Genomic DNA, 18,639 nt, shown 5'->3' with positions numbered 1-18,639 from the left:
CTGGGGGCTGGGGGTGGAGTTGGGCGGCGAGTCTGGCCGTTGATCAAAGCAGTGGGCGTCAGCCCGGGCACCAGACTTCCAAGCCACCACCCAGCTACCCCCTCTCCCCCGCGGGGAGAGGGTTGGGGTGAGGGGGCAAGGTGCCGCTTACAGCCTCCACGGATGAAAGGGACACACCCGATCATCCTCTCTTCCTTCGGAGAGCGGCGGCCACGATCAGTCCTCACGGCTTCACCACGTCCAGCAGGGTGATGGGCAGCGCCGCGCGCCAGGTATCGAAGGCCCCCAGTGGCTGGGCCTGGGCGACTTGCAGACGGGTCAGGTCACCACCGTGGCGTTCGCGAAAGGCCACCAGGGCGGCTTCGGTCTGCAGGGTCACGGCGTTGGCGACCAGGCGACCGCCAGGCTTCAAGGCGGCCCAGCAGCTGTCCAGTACCCCCGGCGCGGTAAGCCCGCCGCCGATGAAGATGGCGTCCGGGGTGGCCAGACCGGCCAGGGCCTCCGGGGCCTGGCCGGCGACCAGTTGCAGCGCCGGGGCGCCGAGCTGGTCGCGGTTGTGGAGGATATGGGCCTGGCGACCGGCGTCGGCCTCGATGGCCAGCACCCGGCAGCGGGGATGGCTGCGCGCCCATTCGATGCCGATGGAGCCGCAGCCGGCGCCCACGTCCCACAGCAATTCGCCGGGGCGCGGCGCCAGACGCGCCAGGGTCACGGCGCGCACGTCTCGCTTGGTCAGCTGGCCGTCGTGGCGATAGGCGCTGTCCGGCAGACCGGGGGTGAGTGGCAGTCCCGCTTCACCGGTCTCGCTCAGGACCTCGATGGCCACCAGGTTGAGCGCGGCTGCTTCTGCCAGCGACCAGTCCCGGGCGCGGCCGCTGATCCGTCGCTCCAGAGGACCGCCCAGGTGCTCCAGCACCTGCAGCTGGCTGGCGCCATAGCCCTGGTCCACCAGCAGCGCGGCCAGGGCGGCAGGGCTGTGGCCGTCATTGCTCAGTACCAGCAATCGGGCGCCGGGATGCAGGTGGCGCACCACCCCGGCCAGGGGCCGCGCCACCACCGACACCAACGCCACCTCCTGCAACGGCCAGCCGAGGCGAGCCGCGGCCAGGGAGGAGGAGGAGGGCGCCGGCAGCACCTGCAGTTCGTCGGCCGACAGCTGGCGCGCAAGGCTCGCGCCGACGCCGAACAGCATGGGATCGCCGCTGGCCAGCACGCAGACCGGGGTGCCGCGGCGGTCCAGGACCGGGGCCAGGGCGAAGGGTTGCGGCCAGGGCTCGCGGATGGCGCGAAGGCAGGGTGGCAGCAGCGCCAGCTGGCGTGGACCGCCTATGATGACCTGGGCGTCCAGCAGCGCGCGGCGGGCCTGCTTGCCGAGGCCGGGGTAGCCGTCTTCGCCGATACCCACCACGGTCAGCCAGGGGATCATGAACACACCTCATCGAACGTCAGCCGACCGGGCGTTTTCAAGGGGTCGGGCAAAGCGGGCATAATAACGTCTTTCCCCGTTCAGCCCGACCTTCCGCCGTGAATTCTCCTTCTCCCTCCGCCCTCGTCCCGCGGCCTTCGGCCTGTCCGGGGCTGCTGCGCATCGTGCCCGCGCGCGATGGCGGCCTGTGCCGGGTGAAGTTGCCGGGCGGGCGACTCACGGCAGGCCAGGCGCGGGCCATCGCCGCCGTCAGCGCGCGCTGGGCGAACGGGGTACTGGAGCTGACCAACAGAGCCAACCTGCAATTGCGTGGCGTGCGCCCGGACGGCGCCGATGCCCTGGTGGCCGAGTTGCAGGCCGCCGGTCTGGGTCCGGCCGATCCAGCCGCCGACGACGTGCGCAATCTGCTGCTCAGCCCGGCGGCGGGCCGTGATCCTCAGCAGTTGCAGGATGTTCGTCCCCTGGCCGCCGAGTTGCTCGCCCTGCTGGAAGGCGACCGCCGACTGCATGGGCTGTCGGCCAAGTTCGCCCTGCAACTGGACGGCGGCGAAGCCCTGGCGCGGCTCGATCATCCCCACGATGTCTGGCTGTCGGCTCGCCCCGAAGGCTATGTGCTCGGTCTCGCCGGTATCCCGTTGGATGCGCCGGTTGGATTGATCGCCCCGGGCCAGGAGGTGGCGACCGTCGCGCGGCTGCTGCATCGCTTTCTCGATCTCGCCGGTCCCGAGCAGGGCCGCCTACGCCAGCTGCTGGCGCAGCGCCCGGTCGCCGAACTGCTGGCGGGGTTGGATCTGCTGCCGGTTCCGCGCAGCCCACGCGCGGCGGCTGCAACCGCGTTGCGCCTGGGCAGCCATCCCCAGCTTCAGCCGGGTCGCTGCTGGGTCGGTGCCCAGCCCGCCCTGGGCCGACTGCCGGCAACCAGCCTGGCTGCCGTCGCCGACCTGGCCGAGCACCTCGGCGAGGGCGCGGTGCACCTGACCCCCTGGCAGGGCCTGCTGCTGCCCGATGTGCCGGTCGACAGAGCCCCCGAGCTGCTCGGCGCTCTGGCCAACCTGGAGCTGACCACCGATCCCGCCGCGCCCCTGGCCCGGCTGATCGCCTGCACCGGCAGCCAGGGCTGCGCCAAGGGCCAGGCCGACACCAAGGGCGATGCCCTGCGCCTGGCCGAGCGGCTGCCGGCGGACGTGGAGGTGCACCTCTCCGGTTGCCCGCGCAGTTGCGCCCTGGCCGGCCAGGCGCCCCATACCCTCCTGGCGGTGGCTCCCGGCCGCTATGACCTCTTCGTGCGCGACGCCACCCAGCCCGGTCCGGGCCGGCGGCGCGCCACCCAACTATCCCTCGACGAGGCCGCCGCTTGGCTTGCCCGGAGTCCCAGTGATGCTTGAATACGAACGCGACGGCCAGGCGATCTATCGCCAATCCTTCGCCACCATCCGCGCCGAAGCCGATCTCTCGGCCATCCCCGCCGACCTGGAAAAGCTCGCCGTGCGCGTGATCCACGCCTGCGGCATGGTCGACGTGGTCCAGGACCTGGCCTTTTCCCCGGGTGCCGGCGCGGCCGGTCGCGCGGCCCTGGCGGCCGGCGCGCCCATCCTCTGCGATGCGCGCATGGTCGCCGAGGGCGTCACCCGTACCCGCTTGCCGGCTAACAACCCGGTGATCTGCACGCTGCACGACGAAGGCATTCGCGAACTGGCAGTGGCCCAGGGCAACACCCGTTCGGCGGTGGCCCTGGAACGCTGGCGGCCGCACCTGGCCGGCAGCGTGGTGGTGATCGGCAACGCTCCCACGGCGCTGTTCTATCTGCTGGAGATGCTCGATGCCGGCGCGCCCAAGCCGGCGCTGATCCTCGGCATGCCGGTGGGCTTCGTCGGCGCCAGGGAGTCCAAGGACGCCCTGGCCGCCGACAGCCGCGGCGTGCCCTATGTCATCGTCCGCGGCCGGCGGGGTGGCAGTGCCATGGCCGCCGCCGCGGTCAACGCCCTGGCCACGGAGGTGGAGTGATGGCGGGTCGCCTGCTCGGCCTGGGCGTCGGCCCCGGCGATCCGGAACTCATCACCGTGAAGGCGCTGCGCCTCTTGCAGGGCGCGCCGGTGGTGGCCTATTTCGTCGCCAAGGCCAAGGCCAACGCGGGCCAGGGCGGCAATGCCTATGGCGTCATCGAGGGCTATCTGCTGGACGGCCAGCAGCGCCTGCCGCTGGTCTATCCGGTGACCACCGAGAAGCTGGCGCCGCCGCTGTCCTATGAGACGGTGATCGCCGACTTCTACGACACCGCCGCCGCCCAGGTGGCCGACCATCTGGATGCCGGCCGTGACGTGGCGGTGATCTGCGAGGGCGATCCCTTCTTCTACGGTTCCTACATGTACCTGCACGACCGCCTGGCCGAGCGCTACGAGGCCCAGGTGGTGCCGGGAGTCTGCTCCATGCTCGGCGGCGTGGCCATGCTCGGCCTGCCGCTGGTCTATCGCAACCAGACCCTCACGGTGCTCTCCGGGGTGCTTTCCGCCGAGGAACTCAAGGCGCGTCTCGCCAGCGCCGACGCCGCCGTGGTGATGAAGCTCGGGCGCAACTTCCAGAAGGTGCGCCAGGTACTGCGCGACCTGGGCCTGGACCAGCGCGCCCGCTACATCGAGCGCGCCACCATGGACAACCAGCGCATCGTCTCGCTGGATGCCGTCGAGCCCATGGCTTCGCCGTATTTTTCGCTGGTGGTGGTGCCGGGGGTGAAATGGAAGGGTTGAGCCCGGCCATCGTCATCCTCGGCCCCGGTGCCCTGGCCACCGCCCGCCGCCTGCAGGCCGGCCTGCCGGGCAGTCTGGTGCACGGCCTGGCCGGGCGGGTCGAGGGCGATGTCAGCTACAGCGCCTTCGGCGACCACCTGCGTGACCTCTATCGCCAGCAGCGCCCGCTGCTGGTGCTCTGCGCCGCCGGCATCGTCATCCGCAGCCTGGCGTCCTTGCTGGATGACAAGACCGCCGAGCCGCCGGTGCTGGCCGTGGCCGAAGACGGCAGCGCCGTGGTGCCGCTGCTGGGCGGCCTGGCCGGCGCCAATCGCCTGGCCCGTCAGTTGGGTACCTTGCTGGACGTGGCCCCGGCCATCACCACCAGCGGTGAACTGAGATTCGGCACCTGCCTGCTCGATCCGCCGGCCGGCTATGCCCTGGCCGATGTCGACGTGGCCAAGCACCGGGTCGCCGATCTGCTGGCCGGCGCCCCGGTACGCATCGAGGGCGAGGCGCCCTGGCTGGACGCGGTGCCCCTGGCCCGCGATCCCGAGGCACGGCAACGCATCCTGGTCTCGCCCCTGACCAGCGCCGACGACCATACCCTGTTGATCCACCCCCGTGCCGTGCTGGTGGCGGTACGCGCCGATGCCACCGCCGCTACCGTCACCGCATTGCTCGCCAGCACCGGCTATGCCACCGGGGCCGTGGCGGTGCTGCTGGCTCAGGCGGCCGACATGGCCGCGCCCGGCCTGGCCGAGCTGAGCCAGGCGCTGGAGGTGCCGCTGAGATTCGTCGACGCCCGCACCCCGGAATTCGCCCAGGCGGCCGTGACCCGGGCCCAGGCCCAGGGCCTCGCCCTGCATCTGCATGACCGACCGCTGGACGCCGATGACCTCGGCCAGCGCCGTGGCCGTCTCAGCGTGGTGGGCCTAGGCCCCGGCGCGGCCGAACTCATGGCCCCGGTGGTACGCCGCGCCCTGGACCAGGCCGAGGCCGTCCTCGGCTACGCGACCTACGTGCAGATGGCCGGTCCCCTGCGCCCGGACCAGCTGGCCCATGCCAGCGACAATCGCGAAGAATTGCAGCGCGCCCGCCATGCCTTCGAACTGGCCGCCAGCGGGCGCCAGGTGGTGATGGTGTCGTCCGGCGATCCGGGCGTCTTCGCCATGGCCGCCGCGGTGCTGGAGGTGCTGGAGGGTGCCGCTGACCCACGCTGGGCGGCGGTGGAGCTGGAGATCCTGCCGGGCATCACCGCGGCCATGGCCAGCGCCGCCCTGGCCGGGGCGCCGCTGGGTCACGACTTCTGCCTGATCTCCCTGTCCGACAACCTCAAGCCCTGGACGGTGATCGAGCAGCGCCTGCGCCAGGCCGCCGCGGCGGACCTGGCCATGGCCTTCTACAATCCCATCTCCAAGGCCCGACCACATCAGCTGGACCGGGCGCTGGACGTCCTGCGCAGCTGCCGCTCGGCGAACACCCCGGTGATCCTCGGTCGCGATGTCGGCCGTCCCGGTGGCGGTCTCGAATACACCAGCCTCGGCGCCCTGCGCAGCGAGATGGTGGATTCGCGCACCCTGGTGATCCTCGGCTCCAGCCATACCCGGCGCTTTCCGCGGGCCGACGGCGGCGAATGGGTCTATACCCCGCGCTGGTACGATACGGAATTGTTATAAAGTAACATTTAGTGCTTGAATCCTGGTCGCCGCTGGCTCACCCTCGGCGACCTTTCCGTTCCCTGGCGGGAAGCCGGTGCAACTCCGGCGCGGTCGCGCCACTGTGAGCTTCGCGAGAAGTGAGTCAGACCTTGCCAGGGGACATCCATCATCCACCAGGGACGCGTCATCCCAAGGAGAGTCCATGTTTCGTCGTCTTCTGCCGCTGCTCGCCGCCGGCCTGCTGTCCGTATCCTCCCTTACCGCCCAGGCGGCCACCCCCTATCCGCTGACCATCCACAACTGCGGCCGCGACCTGGTCTTCGAGCGCGCGCCTCAACGCCTGGTCAGTCTGGGCCAGGCCAGTACCGAGTTGCTATTGCGCCTGGGCGTGGGCGCGCGGCTGGTGGGCACCGGCGTCTGGTTCGGCGGCCTGCCCGCGGACCTGCAGGCGGCGGGCAAGGACATTCCGCGGCTGGCTGACAACGCCCCCAGCTTCGAAGCCGTGGTCGGCACCCGGCCGGATCTGGTGGCGGCCCAGTACACCTATCACGTCGGGCCGGGCGGCGAGGTGGCGGACTTCCCGCGCTTCGCCACGCTGGGCATCGCCGCCTATGTGGCGCCCAGCGATTGCGAAGGCAAGGCGGTGACCGCCGATTCCAACAGCGACGGCAGCCGCAGCGCCCCCTTCGACATGCAACTGGTGACCCGTGAAGCCCAGGAGCTGGCGGCCATCCTCGATGTGCAGCCGGCCGGCGAGCAGCTGGTCGCCGAGCTGGACCGCCGTATCGCCGCCGCTGGCGAGCAGGCCAAGGCCGCCGGGGTCCAGGGGCGTTCGGTGCTGTTCTGGTTTTCCAGCCCCCGTTTGGAAGGGGACCCGTGGGTCGCCGGCAACCTCGGCGCTCCGGCCTGGATCGCCCGGGCCCTGGGCCTGCGTAACGTGGTCGACAGCGCCGAGGAATGGCCGGCGGTGAGCTGGGAGCGCATCGCCAGCCTGGACCCTGACTATATCGTCGTGGCGCGCATGGACCGCCGTCTCTATCCCGCCGATGACGTGGACAAGAAGCTGGCCTTCCTGCGCAGCGATCCCCTGACCCGCGAATTGCGCGCGGTACGCGAGAACCACCTGCTGGTGGTGGACGCCCCGACCCTCAATCCCTCGCTGCGGGTGGTGGACAGCGTCGAGACCCTGGCCGCCGACCTGGCCAAGCCGCAACCATGAGTCTGCCCCTGGCGGCCGAAGGCGCCCGGCCCTGGCGCTGGCTGCTGGGCCTGGCCGCGGTGCTGGCACTGGCGGCGAGCGTGGTGCTGGCGGCGTCCTTCGGCGAGATGCCCATCGCGCCCCTGACCAGTCTGCAGGCCATCGCCAACGGCCTCGGCCTGGGGCCCTATCCGGTGGAACGCATCGTCCAGGGTATCGTCTGGGAATACCGCCTCAGTCGTGCCCTGGTGGCCGCCTGCTGCGGCGCCGGCCTGGCAGTCTCGGGGGCCATCCTCCAGGCGCTGCTGCGCAACGCCCTGGCCGAACCCTATGTGCTGGGGCTGTCGGCCGGCGCCTCCACCGGTGCGGTGCTGGTGATGCTGCTGGGCGTTGGGGGCGGCATGCTTGGCGTGTCCCTCGGCGCCTTTCTCGGCGCGGTGCTGGCCTTTACCGTGGTGCTGCCCTTTCTCGGCAGCGGCGGCAGCACCCGCATCATCCTCGCCGGAGTGGCCGCGTCCCAGCTGTTCAATGCCCTGACCGCCTATATCGTCGCCACCGCGGCCAATGCCGAGCAGGCGCGCAGCGTGATGTTCTGGCTGCTCGGCAGCCTGGCCGGGGTGCGCTGGCCGGATGTCTGGCTGGCCGCCGGGGTGGTGCTCGCCGGGCTGTTGGTGTGCCTGGCCTGCGCCCGGGCGCTGGATGCCTTCGCCTTTGGCGAAGACGCCGCCGCCAGCCTCGGCGTGGCGGTGGGGCCGCTGCGCCTGCTGCTGCTGGCCGTCACCGGCCTGATCACCGCCTGCCTGGTCAGCCTGGTGGGCGCGGTGGGCTTCGTCGGCCTGGTGATCCCCCATGTGGCACGCTTCCTGGTCGGTCCGGGGCATGGGCGGCTGCTGCCCACCTGCGCCCTGATCGGCGCGCTGTTCATGGTGCTGGCCGACATCGTCGCCCGCACCCTGGTGGCCAAGCAGACCCTGCCCATCGGCGTGGTCACCGCCCTGGTCGGCGCGCCGGCCTTCGCCTTCATCCTCTACCGCGCGCGGGAGGTCCGATGAGCCTCGCCGCGCGGGATGTGGCCTGGAGCGCCGGCGGCCAGCCGATCCTCGCCGGGGTGACCCTCGCGGTGCCGCCCGGCGGGGTGCTTGGGTTGCTGGGCCCCAATGGCTCGGGCAAGTCCAGCCTGCTGCGCCTGCTGGCCGGGCTGCGGCGGCCAGAGGAAGGCAGGGTCAGTCTCGACGCGACGCCGCTGGCCGAGCTGCGCCGGCGCGACCTGGCACGGCGGGTCGCCCTGGTGGAGCAGCAGGCCGGTACCGAGGCCGATCTCTCGGTGGCCGAGGTGGTGCGCCTGGGGCGCACGCCCCATCGCGGCCTGCTCGACGCCTGGAGCGCGCGCGATGCCGAGGTCTGCCAGCGCGCCCTGGCCCAGGTCGGCCTGGTCGACAAGGCGGCACGGCGCTGGCACAGCCTCTCCGGTGGCGAGCGCCAGCGCGCCCAGATCGCCCGCGCCCTGGCCCAGGAGCCCAGCGAATTGCTGCTGGACGAACCCACCAACCACCTCGATATCCAGCACCAGCTGGAGATCCTCGACCTGGTCCGCCGCCTGCCGGCCACCTGCGTGCTGGCCATCCACGATCTCAACCTGGCCGCGCTGTTCTGCGACCGCCTGGCGGTGCTGCGCGACGGCCGCCTGGTCGCCGAAGGCGCCCCGGCCGCGGTGCTGACGGCCGCGCTGATCCAGCAGGTCTGGGGAGTGAAGGCGCAGGTGACGCTGGACGGCCCCGACGGTCGGCCGACGATCCGCTATCGGCTGGGCTGACGACGCCGCACCGGGCCGGCCCGCTCTTCGATCGCCTGCCTGAGCTGCGGGCGACCACCCAGCCAGAAGACGGCTTCGGTGGCGATGAACAGCGGGCCGATGGCCAGGCCGGCGAGGTCGTCGAGAAAGGCCGGCTTGCGCCCCTCGTAGTGGTGACCGACGAACTGGATGGCCCAGCCGACCAGGAACAGACCCAGCCCCCAGCCCAGCCAGACGCCCGTGGTCCGGGCCGCCAGCGCGGCACCCAGCCAGAGGGCAAGCCCGAGCAGCACGCTCATCAGCAGCCCCAGCGGCCGATCCAGGCGCAGGTAGAAGAGCGCCACCGCCCCGGCCACCGGTACCGCGGGCGACAGCGGCCAGCCGGCCAGGCTGAAGACCGGTCGCGACAGCAGGATGGCCACCGCCAGCACGATCAGCAGGATGCCGGGAAAGTGGCTGGCGATGTTGCGCGGATCGCGGTGGTAGCTCGCGTACTGGCAGAGATGATCTTCCAGGGTCTTCATCGGCAGGCATCCAGGCGGCTGGGCGGGAAGCCTCAGCATGCACCGGGAAGCCCCTGCGCGTCAGCGGGTACCAGGAGAAATGCGATTGCGATAATCGCCCCCTCGCTCGATAATCGATCAAAAGCCTGCCGAGGACCGGTCCGATGGACGATAACCGCACCGCTCACGCCACGGGCCTGCCGCCACTGGCCGCGCCGCCCATCATCGCCTCGCCGGCCAAGCGCATCGAAGCCTTCACCGGCGACCCCAACTTCATGACCTCCCTGGCCCGCGGCCTGGCGGTCATCCATGCCTTCCAGGAGCGCAAGCGCCAGCTGACCATCGCCCAGATCAGCCATCGCACCGAGATCCCGCGCGCCGCGGTGCGCCGCTGCCTGCATACCCTGATGAAGCTGGGCTATGTCACCACCGACGGCCGCACCTACTCGCTGCTGCCCAAGGTGCTGACCCTAGGGCACGCCTATCTGTCGTCGACGCCGCTGGCGGTCACCGCCCAGCCGGTGCTCGATCGCTTGAGCGAGCAACTGCACGAAGCCTGCTCCATGGCCACCCTGGAAGGCGACGAGATCCTCTACATCGCCCGCTCGGCGACGCCGCAACGGCTGATCTCGGTGGACCTCAGCGTCGGCAGCCGGCTGCCGGCCTATTGCACCTCCATGGGCCGCATCCTGCTCGCCGCCCTGGACGATGCCGCGCTGCACGACTACCTGGAACACGCCGACCTCCAGGCCAAGACCAGCCGCACCCTCTATCAGCCGCCGGCGCTCATCGCGTGCCTGGGCCAGGTGCGCCAGCAGGGCTACGTCATCGTCGACCAGGAGCTGGAGGTGGGGCTGAGATCTCTGGCGGTGCCCCTGAGAGACGCCGCCGGCCAGGTGCTGGCGTCGCTCAACGTCGGCACCCACGCCAGTCGGGTCAGTCGGCAGGAACTGGAGACGCGCTTCCTGCCGGTGCTGCTGGCGGCCAGCCAGGAATTGAGCACCCGACTGTTTCACTAGCGAATCCGGTCGATTATCGGCCATATCGCCGATAATCGAATTGTCAGCTGTTCGGGGTTGGGCTTAACGTCGGCGCAGTGGCGCACTACGCCGATAACAACAACACGAGCAGACCACCATGACACAAACCCTCGCGGGCGCCGTGCCCCTGGCCGATTCTTCGGCCACGGCGACAGCCGGCACCCTGGACGTCCAGCACTTCATCAATCGCCAGGCGCTGTCCGCCTACCAGTGGCGCATCGTCGCCCTGTGCTTTCTCATCGTCTTTCTCGACGGCCTCGACACCGCGGCCATGGGCTTCATCGCCCCGGCGCTGTCGGTGGAGTGGGGCATCCCGCGGGCCAGCCTGGGGCCGGTGATGAGCGCCGCCTTGGGCGGCATGGTCTTTGGCGCCCTGGGCTCCGGGCCGCTGGCCGATCGCTTCGGGCGCAAGGGCGTGCTGGTGGTCGCCACCTTCATCTTTGGCGGCTTCAGCCTGCTGTCGGCCTTCAGCGCCAACCTCGAACAGCTGGTGATCCTGAGATTCCTCACCGGGCTGGGCCTGGGCGCCGCCATGCCCAACGCCACCACGCTGCTCTCGGAATACACCCCCGAGCGCCTCAAGTCGCTGCTGGTCACCAGCATGTTCTGCGGCTTCAACCTGGGCATGGCCGGCGGTGGCTTCGTCTCGGCCTGGATGATCCCGGCCTATGGCTGGCACAGTCTGCTGGTGCTGGGCGGGGTGCTGCCGCTGGCGCTGGCCGTGGTGCTGCTGCTCTGGCTGCCGGAATCGGCGCGCTATCTGGTGGTGCACGGCAAGAGCGCCGAGCGCATCCGCCGGGTGCTGGCGCCCATCGGCCGCGAGGCCGCCGAGGCCCGGCACTTCGTGGTGCCCGAGCAGAAGTCGGTCAAGACCGGCAACGTCTTCGCGGTGATCTTCAACCGCAACTACAGCGCCGGCACCCTGCTGCTGTGGCTGACCTATTTCATGGGCCTGGTGATCGTCTATCTGCTCACCAGCTGGCTGCCGACGCTGATGCGCGACGCCGGCGCCAGCCTGGAGCAGGCCGCCCTGATCGGCGCGCTGTTCCAGTTCGGCGGGGTGCTCAGCGCGGTGTTCGTCGGCTGGGCCATGGACAGATTCAATCCGCACAAGGTGATCGGCCTGTTCTATGTGCTGGCTGGGATCTTCGCCTATTGCGTCGGCCAGAGCCTGGGCCAGGTCGCCCTGGTCGCCACCCTGGTGCTGGTGGCCGGCATGTGCATCAACGGCGCCCAGTCGGCCATGCCGTCGCTGGCGGCGCGCTACTACCCGACCCATGGCCGCGCCACCGGGGTGTCCTGGATGCTCGGCATCGGCCGCTTCGGCGCCATCACCGGCGCCTGGATGGGCGCGACCCTGCTGGGCCTGGGCTGGACCTTCACCCAGGTGCTCACCGCGCTGCTCCTGCCGGCCGGTCTTGCCGCCCTGGCGGTATTGATCAAGGGCGTGGTCAGCCACGCCGATGCCACCTAGCGTCGACGGCTTCCCCTTTGCCGGTGGCAGGCGCTAGGCGCAGGCACTGCCACCGCGTAAAGTTGCACCCTTTGCTAGCTTCGCAGTCACCCGCCCAGAGCCTGTCCCTGATCTGCTGCGCGTCGGCCAAACAGCGTTGAAAACCCCCTGGGTCGCCAGCCCGGTCGGAATGCTCATTTACTTTAAGTAAACTCGAGCGCGAGTCCGATCCGCTTCCTCAGGCCTTTTCGCCTTGTTTGGCTCTCGCTCGCGAGATTATGAGCAGGCTCCTGGAGCGGGTGCAGACGTCCAAGGGGTGCCATGAAAGGTTTCGCGCACAGCGGGCAGTGGGCTGTCCGGCTGGTAACGTTTATCGCTTGCTTTCTGATTGCTCCGGCCTTTGCCGAGATGCGCCAGGTCACCGATGTCCTCGGCCGCACGGTGACGATCGAGGCGCCGGCCAAGCGGGTGGTGCTGGGCTTCCACTATGGCGATTACCTGGCGGTGGGCGGCGAGCAGGCCTTCGACGCGGTGGTCGGTGTCTCCCGCGGCGCCTGGGAGCGCAAGGTGCCGGCCAACTGGGCGCTCAATGTCGCCCACCGACCCTCCCTGGCCAGCCTTCCCGATGTGGGGGAGACGGAAAACAACAGCTTCTCGGTGGAAAAGGTCCTCGCCCTCAAGCCGGATCTGGTGGTGCTGGCCGCCTGGCAATTCCAGGCGCTGGACAGCGAGGTCAAGCGCCTCGAACAGCTCGGCATCCCGGTGGTGGCGATCGACTACAACGCCCAGACCCTGGAGCGCCACCTGGCCTCCACCCGCCTGCTAGGCGTCATTACCGGGCAGCAAGCGCGCGCCGCCGAGCTGGCCGACTTCTATGCCAAGGTGGTGCAGGACATCCAGACCCGCATCGCGGCGGCCAATCGTCCGAAGCCGCGGGTCTATGCCGAGTTCGGCAACAAGGGTCCGGCCGAGTACTCCTTCACCTACGGCCGCAACATGTGGGGCGCCATGGTCACCCTGGCCGGTGGCGACAACATCGCCGCGCCCTTCATCCAGTGGTGGGGGGTGATGAATCCGGAGCAGGTGCTCATGGCCCAGCCGGAGGTCATCTTCATCTCCGGGCGCGAGGACAACAGCAATCCCACCGCCTTGCCCATGGGCCCCGGCGTGACCGTCGACGACGCTCGCAGCCACCTGCGCGCCTTCATGCAGCGACCGGGCTGGGCCAATCTGCCGGCGATCCGCGACGGGCGTCTGTATGGCGTCTACCAGGGCGCCTCGCGCAGCCTGGAAGACTTCGCCATGCTGCAGTTCATCGCCAAGCAGCTCTATCCGGATCTGTTCCAGGACGTGGATCCCATGGCCAACTACCGCGAGTACTATCGCCGCTACATGCCGATCCAGCCCCAGGGCACCTTCGCCATAGGCCTGACGCCATGAGCGAGGCCGCGAGCGCCAGCCACGGCAACGCCATCGCCGAGCAGCGCGCCCGCGAGCGCCGCCGCTGGCGCGCCTGCGGGGTGTTTCTGCTGCTGACCCTGGCGGCTCTGGTGCTGGACATCGCCACCGGGCCCTCGCTGCTCTCGCCGCTGGAGGTGCTCAAGTCGCTGACCGGCCTTGGCGAGCGGCAGCCGATGACCGACGCCATCGTCCGCGACCTGCGCCTGCCGGTCGCGCTGATGGCCCTGGCGGTGGGCGCCGCCCTCGGTGCGGGCGGGGCGCAGATGCAGACGCTGCTCAACAACCCCATGGCCAGCCCCTACACCCTGGGCATGGCCGCCGCCGCCGGCTGTGGCGCCGCCCTCAGCCTGGCACTGGGCAGCTTCGGCCTGGGCGCGCTGATCGGGGTGCCGCTGGGCGCCTTCGCCTTCGCCATGCTGGCGGCGCTGTTTCTCTTCGCCCTGGCCTCGCTCAAGCGCACCGGCAGCGACACCATCATCCTCGGCGGCATCGCCCTGCTGTTCCTCTTCCAGTCATTGCTGTCGCTGGTGCAATTCCTCTCCTCACCGGAGCTCTCCCAGCAGATTCTCTTCTGGCTGTTCGGCAGCCTCGGCCGCGCCACCTGGACCACCCTGGCCATCGTCGCCGGGGTGACCCTGCTGTGCTGCCTCCTGCTCTTGCGCGATGCCTGGAAACTGGCCGCCCTGCGCCTGGGCGAGGCGCGTGCCGAGAGCCTGGGCGTGGACATTCGTCGCCTGCGCCTCAAGGTGCTGATCCTGGTGGCGGTGATGACCGCCACGGCCACCAGCTTCGTCGGAGTGATCGGCTTCGTCGGCCTGGTCGCGCCCCATATCGCCCGCTGGCAGGTGGGGGAGGATCAGCGCTTCCTGCTGCCGCTGTCGGCCATCTGCGGCGCCCTGATGCTGTCCTCTGCCTCGGTGCTGTCCAAGTCGATCCTGCCCGGGGCGCTGTTTCCGGTGGGCATCGTCACCGCCATCGTCGGGGTGCCCTTTCTGCTCTGGCTCATCTTCGCCCCGCGCAGGTCCAGCCCATGATCCGCCTCCAGGACCTCGCGCTGAAGCGCGGCGACCGCACCGTGATCTCCGGACTCTGCACCGAGCTGCACGCAGGGCAGGTGCATGTGATCCTCGGCCCCAACGGCACCGGCAAGACCACCCTGCTGCGCGCCCTGGCAGGTGACCTGCCGCTGGCGGCGGGTCATATCGAGCGGGGGGAAAGGCGGCTGGTGGCGGGCGCTTCGCTGCGCAGCCAGCGCGAGGGCTGGCGCCAGGGCGTGGCCTACATGCCTCAGGATTCCCATGCCGAGGCGGCGCTGTCGGTGCTGGAGACGGTGGCCATGGGCAGCCTGGAACGGCTGACCCTGCACCTGGACGATGAGCTGCTGGAGCGGGCGCTGGGCAAGCTCGACGAGGTGGGTATCGGCCATCTGGCCTCGCGCCAGCTGGGCGCCCTGAGTGGTGGTCAGCGGCAGCTGGTGTTCTTTGCCCAGGTGCTGATGCGCGAACCCGAGGTGATGCTGCTGGACGAGCCGGTCAGCGCCCTGGATCTGCGGCACCAGATCAACCTGCTCGATCGCGTGCGCCACGAGACCCGGCTGCATCAGCGGGTGACCGTGGTGGTGTTGCACGATCTCAACCTGGCCTGCCAGTACGCCGATTCGCTGCTGGTGCTGGTCAACGGTGGCCTACTGGCCGCCGGCCGACCCGCCGCCATTGTCACCGCCGACCTGCTGGAAGCCACCTACGGCGTGGCGGTGGACATCCTCCACGACCGCCAGGGCCGCCCGGTGGTCCAGCCGCTGACCGGTCAGGCCTTCAGCGAGGCCTGATTTTCAATGGGTCGTAGAGCCTGTTCATAATCTCGCGAGCTAGAGCCAAACAAGGCGAGAAGGCCTGAGGAAGCGGAGTTTACATAGCGTAAATGAGCATTCCGAAGGCCTTCTCAACGCGGTTTGGCCGACGCGCAGCAGATTATCAGCAGGCTCTTAGAAGGTGTAGGTGAAACCGGCCTGTACCGTCCGCGGCTCGCCCGGATAGCTGTAGGCGTTCCAGGAACTCTCGTCGTAGCCCTTGTTGAAGACGTTGCGCACGTCCAGATTCAGCCGCAGGTGCTCGTCGACCTTGTAGAAGCTCAGGAGGTCGGTGACCGTGTAGCTGTCCATCCTGTAGTCGCTGAGCGCAGTCTTCTGGCCTTCGCGCTCACCCACGTACTTGAGGTTGGCGCCCAGGCCCAGGCCGCGTAGTGCACCGTCGTGGAATTCGTAGACGTTGAGCAGGTTGACGGCATTGCGCGGGATGTTGGTCAGGCGCGTGCCGCGAGCCAGGGTGTTGTCCTTGGTGACTTCCGCATCGGTGAAGGCGTAGCCGCCGAGGATGCGCCAGTTGGGCGTCAGGTCGCCGGTCACGTTGACTTCGAAACCGCGGCTGCGCACCTCGCCGGCGGCGACGTTGAAATTCGAATCGACCGGGTCCAGGGTCAGGACGTTTTCCTTGACCGTATGGAAGATCGCCGTGTCGACGCTGAGGCGGCCGTCCAGCGCTGCCCACTTCATACCCACCTCGTAGGCCTTGCCTTCCTCGGGATCGAAGCCGCCGCCCAGGCGCGCCGCGCCGGTGTTGGGCTTGAACGACTTGGAGGCGCTGGCGTAGAGGGCCAGTTCCGGGGTGAGGTCGTAGCTGACGCCCAGGCGCGGGGTGACGGCGTTGTCGGCGTTGGACCAGCTCTGACCACCGGCGACGAAGTTGTCATAATCGTGCTCGAAGCGTTCCAGGCGCACGCCACCCAGCACCTTGAAGCGCTCGGTGAGGGCGATCTGGTCCTGCACGAAGGCCGCCCAGGTCTTGAGGGTCTCGTGGTCGTGGGTGGGCGTACGGGTCAGGGCCGGGCGCGGCTGGCCGAGGACCGGATCGACCAGGTTGACCGGATAGGCGCTGACACTGCCTGGCGAGCGCTGGATGATCGACTGATAGTCGTAGTCTTCCACCTCGATCCCGGTGATCAGGGTGTGACCCAGGCCGAAGGTGTCGAAGCGACCGGTCAGGTTCAGCTGCAGGTCGCGATCGCTCCACTCCAGCTTGCGGTAGTTGAAGTTGCGGCCCAGGGTCACGCCGTCGGCCTGCACGCCGTTGGCTTCCACGGCATTGCCCTTGAGGCTGCCGTCGAGGTACTGGAAGCCGCCGGCCAGGGTCCAGGCCTCGTTCAACTGGTGCTCGAAGCGCAGCTGATAGGCCTCGCTGTCGCTGTGCAGCAGGTTGGTGGTGCCCTTTTCCCAGGCATTGGTAGAGCGACTGGCCTCGGCGCGCTGGGTCAGGTAGTTGGTGCGGCCGCGATCCAGCGGGGCGTTGCTGCGGATGATGTCCGCCTCGAAGGTGATGAGGGTGGCGTCGGTGGCCTGCCAGCTCAGCACCGGAGCGACTTCGTAGCGCTCGGTGTGCACGTCGTCGCGGAAGGTGTCGCCGCCCTCGGCGATCAGGTTGAGGCGATAGGCCAGGCGGCCGTCCTCGTCCACCGGGCCGGTGGTGTCCAGGGTGCCGCGTTTCTGGCCCTGGTCGGTGAACTGGCTGCCAAGGGTGGTCTTGCGCTCGCCCAGTGGCTGCTTGGTGACCACATTGAAGGTGCCGCCCGGATCGCTGCGGCCATAGAGGGTCGCGGCCGGGCCGCGCAGGACCTCGACCCGCTCCAGGGTGGCGGCATCCGGCGCGCTGGGATAGCCACGATTCATGGGAAAGCCGTTGCGGAAATACTCGGAGCTGGTGAAGCCGCGCACCGTGTAGCTGGTCAGGCCCTGGCCACCGAAGTTGTTGCCGCGGCCGACGCCACCGGCCTGGTCCAGCGCCTGCTGCAGGCGGGTGGCGGAGAGGTCGTCGAGGGCTTCGCGGGAGACCACGCTCACCGACTGGGGCGTCTCGTGCAGCGGGGTATCGGTACGGGTCGCACTGCTGGAGCGCTCTGCCTTGTAGCCCTGCACCGGACCGGTGGGCGATTCGGCCGTGCCGACGATGGTGAGATCGGACAGCGCCTGGGGCGAATCTTCCGTCTGCTCCTGCGCATGACCGGCGAGGGGGAGGGCACAGAGGGGCAGCAGATAGAGAGCAGGGACCAGCCGGCGCATTGTTATCGTCCTGGGATCGGGGAGGCGGATTCTAGAGCGGCTTACAAAGTGGATACAACTGCGAGTCGTTACCGCCTGAGACATATTTTCATCGGACTGGTCGGTTCGTTGGCGACGGCGCGCCCAAAATACCTTCGTCGCCAATCGCCGGCAGACATCTGGCGGGCCCGCGCCGGGAGGCGACCCCGGCACTTTTGCCGTAGCATGCCGCTCCTTTGCCGTCGTGACCGCCCATGAATACCGCCACCCTTGCCCACCTCTCCGCGCTGCTGCTCGCCGCCCTCGCTTCGCCACCCGCCGAGGCGCGCCGGCTGGTGCACGGCCGTGGCCGGCTGCTGCCGGGGCTGGAACAACTCACCGTGGACTGGCTGGAAGGTGTGCTGCGGGTAGGGCTGTTTCGCGAATTGCCCGCGGTCGAGCTGGACGCCCTGCGCACGACTCTGACCGTCCTGGGCGAGACCCCGACGTGGCGCGCCAGCGGCGCCCGCAGCCTGCTCCTGCAGCATCGTTACCGCCTGGACGCCGCCAGCGAGGCGCTGATCGGCGCACCGGTGGGCGAGCACGTCATCCATGAAGACGGCCTGAAGTTCGGCCTGTACCTCACCCGCCACCAGAACATGGGGCTGTTCCTCGACATGCGCCTGGGTCGCCGCTGGGTGCGCGAGCAGGCCGCCGGTCTGCGCATCCTCAACCTGTTCGCCTACACCTGTGGCTTCTCGGTGGCCGCCCTGGCCGGCGGCGCGGACCAGGTGGTCAATCTGGACATGGCCCGCGGGCCCCTGACCCGCGGTCGCGAGAATCACCGACTCAATGGCCATGACCTGGGCAAGGTCAGCTTTCTCGGCCATGAATTGTTCAAGTCCTGGGGCAAGGTGCGCAAGCTGGGGCCCTATGACCTGGTGATCGTCGATCCGCCCAGCTTCCAGCAGGGCAGCTTCGCCCTGACCAAGGACTATGCGCGCATCCTGCGTCGTCTGCCCGAACTGCTCACCCCCGGTGGCCGGGTGCTGGCCTGCGTCAACGACCCCGGCGTCGGCGCGGACTTCCTCATCGCCGGCATGGCCCAGGAGGCCCCCGGACTGGCCTTCGTCGAGCGCCTGGCCAATCCACCGGAATTCGCCGACGAGGACGCCGAGGGCGGTCTCAAGGTGCTGGTGTTCCAGCAGGTACCCGCGTCGTAGGTTGGCGCTGAGCGTAGCGAAGCCCAACGGTGCCCGGGCTCGACCTCGCCTTGTTGGGCTTCGACGATGGAGCCGTCTCAACCCAACCTA

The 18,639-nt window shown here is 69.5% G+C and carries 16 protein-coding genes and 1 riboswitch; of the genes, 13 read left to right on the top strand and 3 right to left on the bottom strand.

Annotated features, from left to right (window positions below; genetic code table 11):
- Positions 1 to 223: 223 nt before the first annotated feature.
- Complete coding sequence (cbiE, locus tag GSQ95_RS18975) at positions 224 to 1,426, bottom strand: precorrin-6y C5,15-methyltransferase (decarboxylating) subunit CbiE (protein WP_158891675.1); 1,203 nt, start codon at positions 1,424 to 1,426, stop codon at positions 224 to 226.
- A gap of 98 nt (positions 1,427 to 1,524) precedes the next feature.
- Between cbiE and cobG the strand changes: the two genes are divergently transcribed.
- From cobG to GSQ95_RS18940, 7 genes are all read left to right on the top strand, one after another.
- On the top strand, positions 1,525 to 2,811 hold the full coding sequence (gene cobG / locus GSQ95_RS18970; RefSeq protein WP_158891677.1) for a precorrin-3B synthase: 1,287 nt from the start codon (positions 1,525 to 1,527) through the stop codon (positions 2,809 to 2,811).
- Positions 2,804 to 3,430, top strand: a complete 627-nt coding sequence (locus GSQ95_RS18965; protein WP_133862287.1) for a precorrin-8X methylmutase — start codon at positions 2,804 to 2,806, stop codon at positions 3,428 to 3,430. The genes cobG and GSQ95_RS18965 overlap by 8 nt, the downstream gene beginning before the upstream one ends.
- Complete coding sequence (locus tag GSQ95_RS18960; protein WP_158891679.1) at positions 3,430 to 4,170, top strand: precorrin-2 C(20)-methyltransferase; 741 nt, start codon at positions 3,430 to 3,432, stop codon at positions 4,168 to 4,170. The genes GSQ95_RS18965 and GSQ95_RS18960 overlap by 1 nt, the downstream gene beginning before the upstream one ends.
- Positions 4,158 to 5,828: a precorrin-3B C(17)-methyltransferase gene (cobJ, locus tag GSQ95_RS18955; RefSeq protein ID WP_178118392.1), complete on the top strand. Its 1,671-nt coding sequence runs from the start codon at positions 4,158 to 4,160 to the stop codon at positions 5,826 to 5,828. Before GSQ95_RS18960 ends, cobJ begins: the two co-directional genes overlap by 13 nt.
- Positions 5,829 to 5,834: 6 nt before the next feature.
- Positions 5,835 to 5,982: riboswitch (cobalamin riboswitch) on the top strand.
- A gap of 30 nt (positions 5,983 to 6,012) precedes the next feature.
- On the top strand, positions 6,013 to 7,029 hold the full coding sequence (locus GSQ95_RS18950) for an ABC transporter substrate-binding protein (protein WP_158891682.1): 1,017 nt from the start codon (positions 6,013 to 6,015) through the stop codon (positions 7,027 to 7,029).
- Positions 7,026 to 8,060 carry an iron ABC transporter permease gene (locus tag GSQ95_RS18945; RefSeq protein WP_133862284.1) on the top strand — a complete coding sequence of 345 codons (1,035 nt, stop codon included), beginning with the start codon at positions 7,026 to 7,028 and terminating at the stop codon, positions 8,058 to 8,060. Before GSQ95_RS18950 ends, GSQ95_RS18945 begins: the two co-directional genes overlap by 4 nt.
- Positions 8,057 to 8,821 (top strand): ABC transporter ATP-binding protein, encoded by a 765-nt coding sequence (locus tag GSQ95_RS18940; protein ID WP_158891684.1) that lies wholly within the window; start codon positions 8,057 to 8,059, stop codon positions 8,819 to 8,821. The genes GSQ95_RS18945 and GSQ95_RS18940 overlap by 4 nt, the downstream gene beginning before the upstream one ends.
- On the opposite strand, the gene GSQ95_RS18935 is transcribed toward GSQ95_RS18940, so the two are convergent.
- On the bottom strand, positions 8,806 to 9,324 hold the full coding sequence (locus tag GSQ95_RS18935) for a DUF962 domain-containing protein (protein ID WP_158891686.1): 519 nt from the start codon (positions 9,322 to 9,324) through the stop codon (positions 8,806 to 8,808). The genes GSQ95_RS18940 and GSQ95_RS18935 overlap by 16 nt on opposite strands.
- A gap of 143 nt (positions 9,325 to 9,467) precedes the next feature.
- Between GSQ95_RS18935 and GSQ95_RS18930 the strand changes: the two genes are divergently transcribed.
- From GSQ95_RS18930 to GSQ95_RS18910, 5 genes are all read left to right on the top strand, one after another.
- Entirely contained in the window at positions 9,468 to 10,322 is an 855-nt protein-coding gene (locus tag GSQ95_RS18930) for an IclR family transcriptional regulator C-terminal domain-containing protein (RefSeq protein ID WP_133862282.1), read from the top strand.
- A gap of 118 nt (positions 10,323 to 10,440) precedes the next feature.
- Positions 10,441 to 11,817: an MFS transporter gene (locus tag GSQ95_RS18925; RefSeq protein WP_252977260.1), complete on the top strand. Its 1,377-nt coding sequence runs from the start codon at positions 10,441 to 10,443 to the stop codon at positions 11,815 to 11,817.
- Positions 11,818 to 12,117: 300 nt separating this feature from the next.
- The gene (locus GSQ95_RS18920) at positions 12,118 to 13,236 is read left to right on the top strand and encodes an ABC transporter substrate-binding protein (RefSeq protein ID WP_178118393.1); all 1,119 of its coding nucleotides are present in this window, start codon (positions 12,118 to 12,120) and stop codon (positions 13,234 to 13,236) included.
- A complete protein-coding gene (locus GSQ95_RS18915) occupies positions 13,233 to 14,291 on the top strand; it encodes an iron ABC transporter permease (protein WP_158891688.1) in 1,059 nt (352 codons plus the stop codon). Before GSQ95_RS18920 ends, GSQ95_RS18915 begins: the two co-directional genes overlap by 4 nt.
- Entirely contained in the window at positions 14,288 to 15,085 is a 798-nt protein-coding gene (locus GSQ95_RS18910; RefSeq protein WP_158891690.1) for an ABC transporter ATP-binding protein, read from the top strand. Before GSQ95_RS18915 ends, GSQ95_RS18910 begins: the two co-directional genes overlap by 4 nt.
- 156 nt (positions 15,086 to 15,241) lie before the next feature.
- Here GSQ95_RS18910 and GSQ95_RS18905 read toward each other — a convergent pair whose 3' ends face one another.
- Positions 15,242 to 17,368: a TonB-dependent siderophore receptor gene (locus GSQ95_RS18905; protein ID WP_158891692.1), complete on the bottom strand. Its 2,127-nt coding sequence runs from the start codon at positions 17,366 to 17,368 to the stop codon at positions 15,242 to 15,244.
- Between the two features lie 233 nt (positions 17,369 to 17,601).
- On the opposite strand from GSQ95_RS18905, the gene GSQ95_RS18900 reads away from it, so the two are divergent.
- Positions 17,602 to 18,549: a class I SAM-dependent methyltransferase gene (locus GSQ95_RS18900; protein ID WP_158891694.1), complete on the top strand. Its 948-nt coding sequence runs from the start codon at positions 17,602 to 17,604 to the stop codon at positions 18,547 to 18,549.
- Positions 18,550 to 18,639 lie beyond the last annotated feature (90 nt).

It is taken from the genome of Pseudomonas sp. BAV 4579 (assembly GCF_009765395.1).
Lineage (GTDB): Bacteria > Pseudomonadota > Gammaproteobacteria > Pseudomonadales > Pseudomonadaceae > Chryseomonas > Chryseomonas aestiva.
The sequence above is the reverse complement of the archived record's forward strand: the minus strand, read 5'-3'. Positions and strand labels throughout refer to the sequence as shown.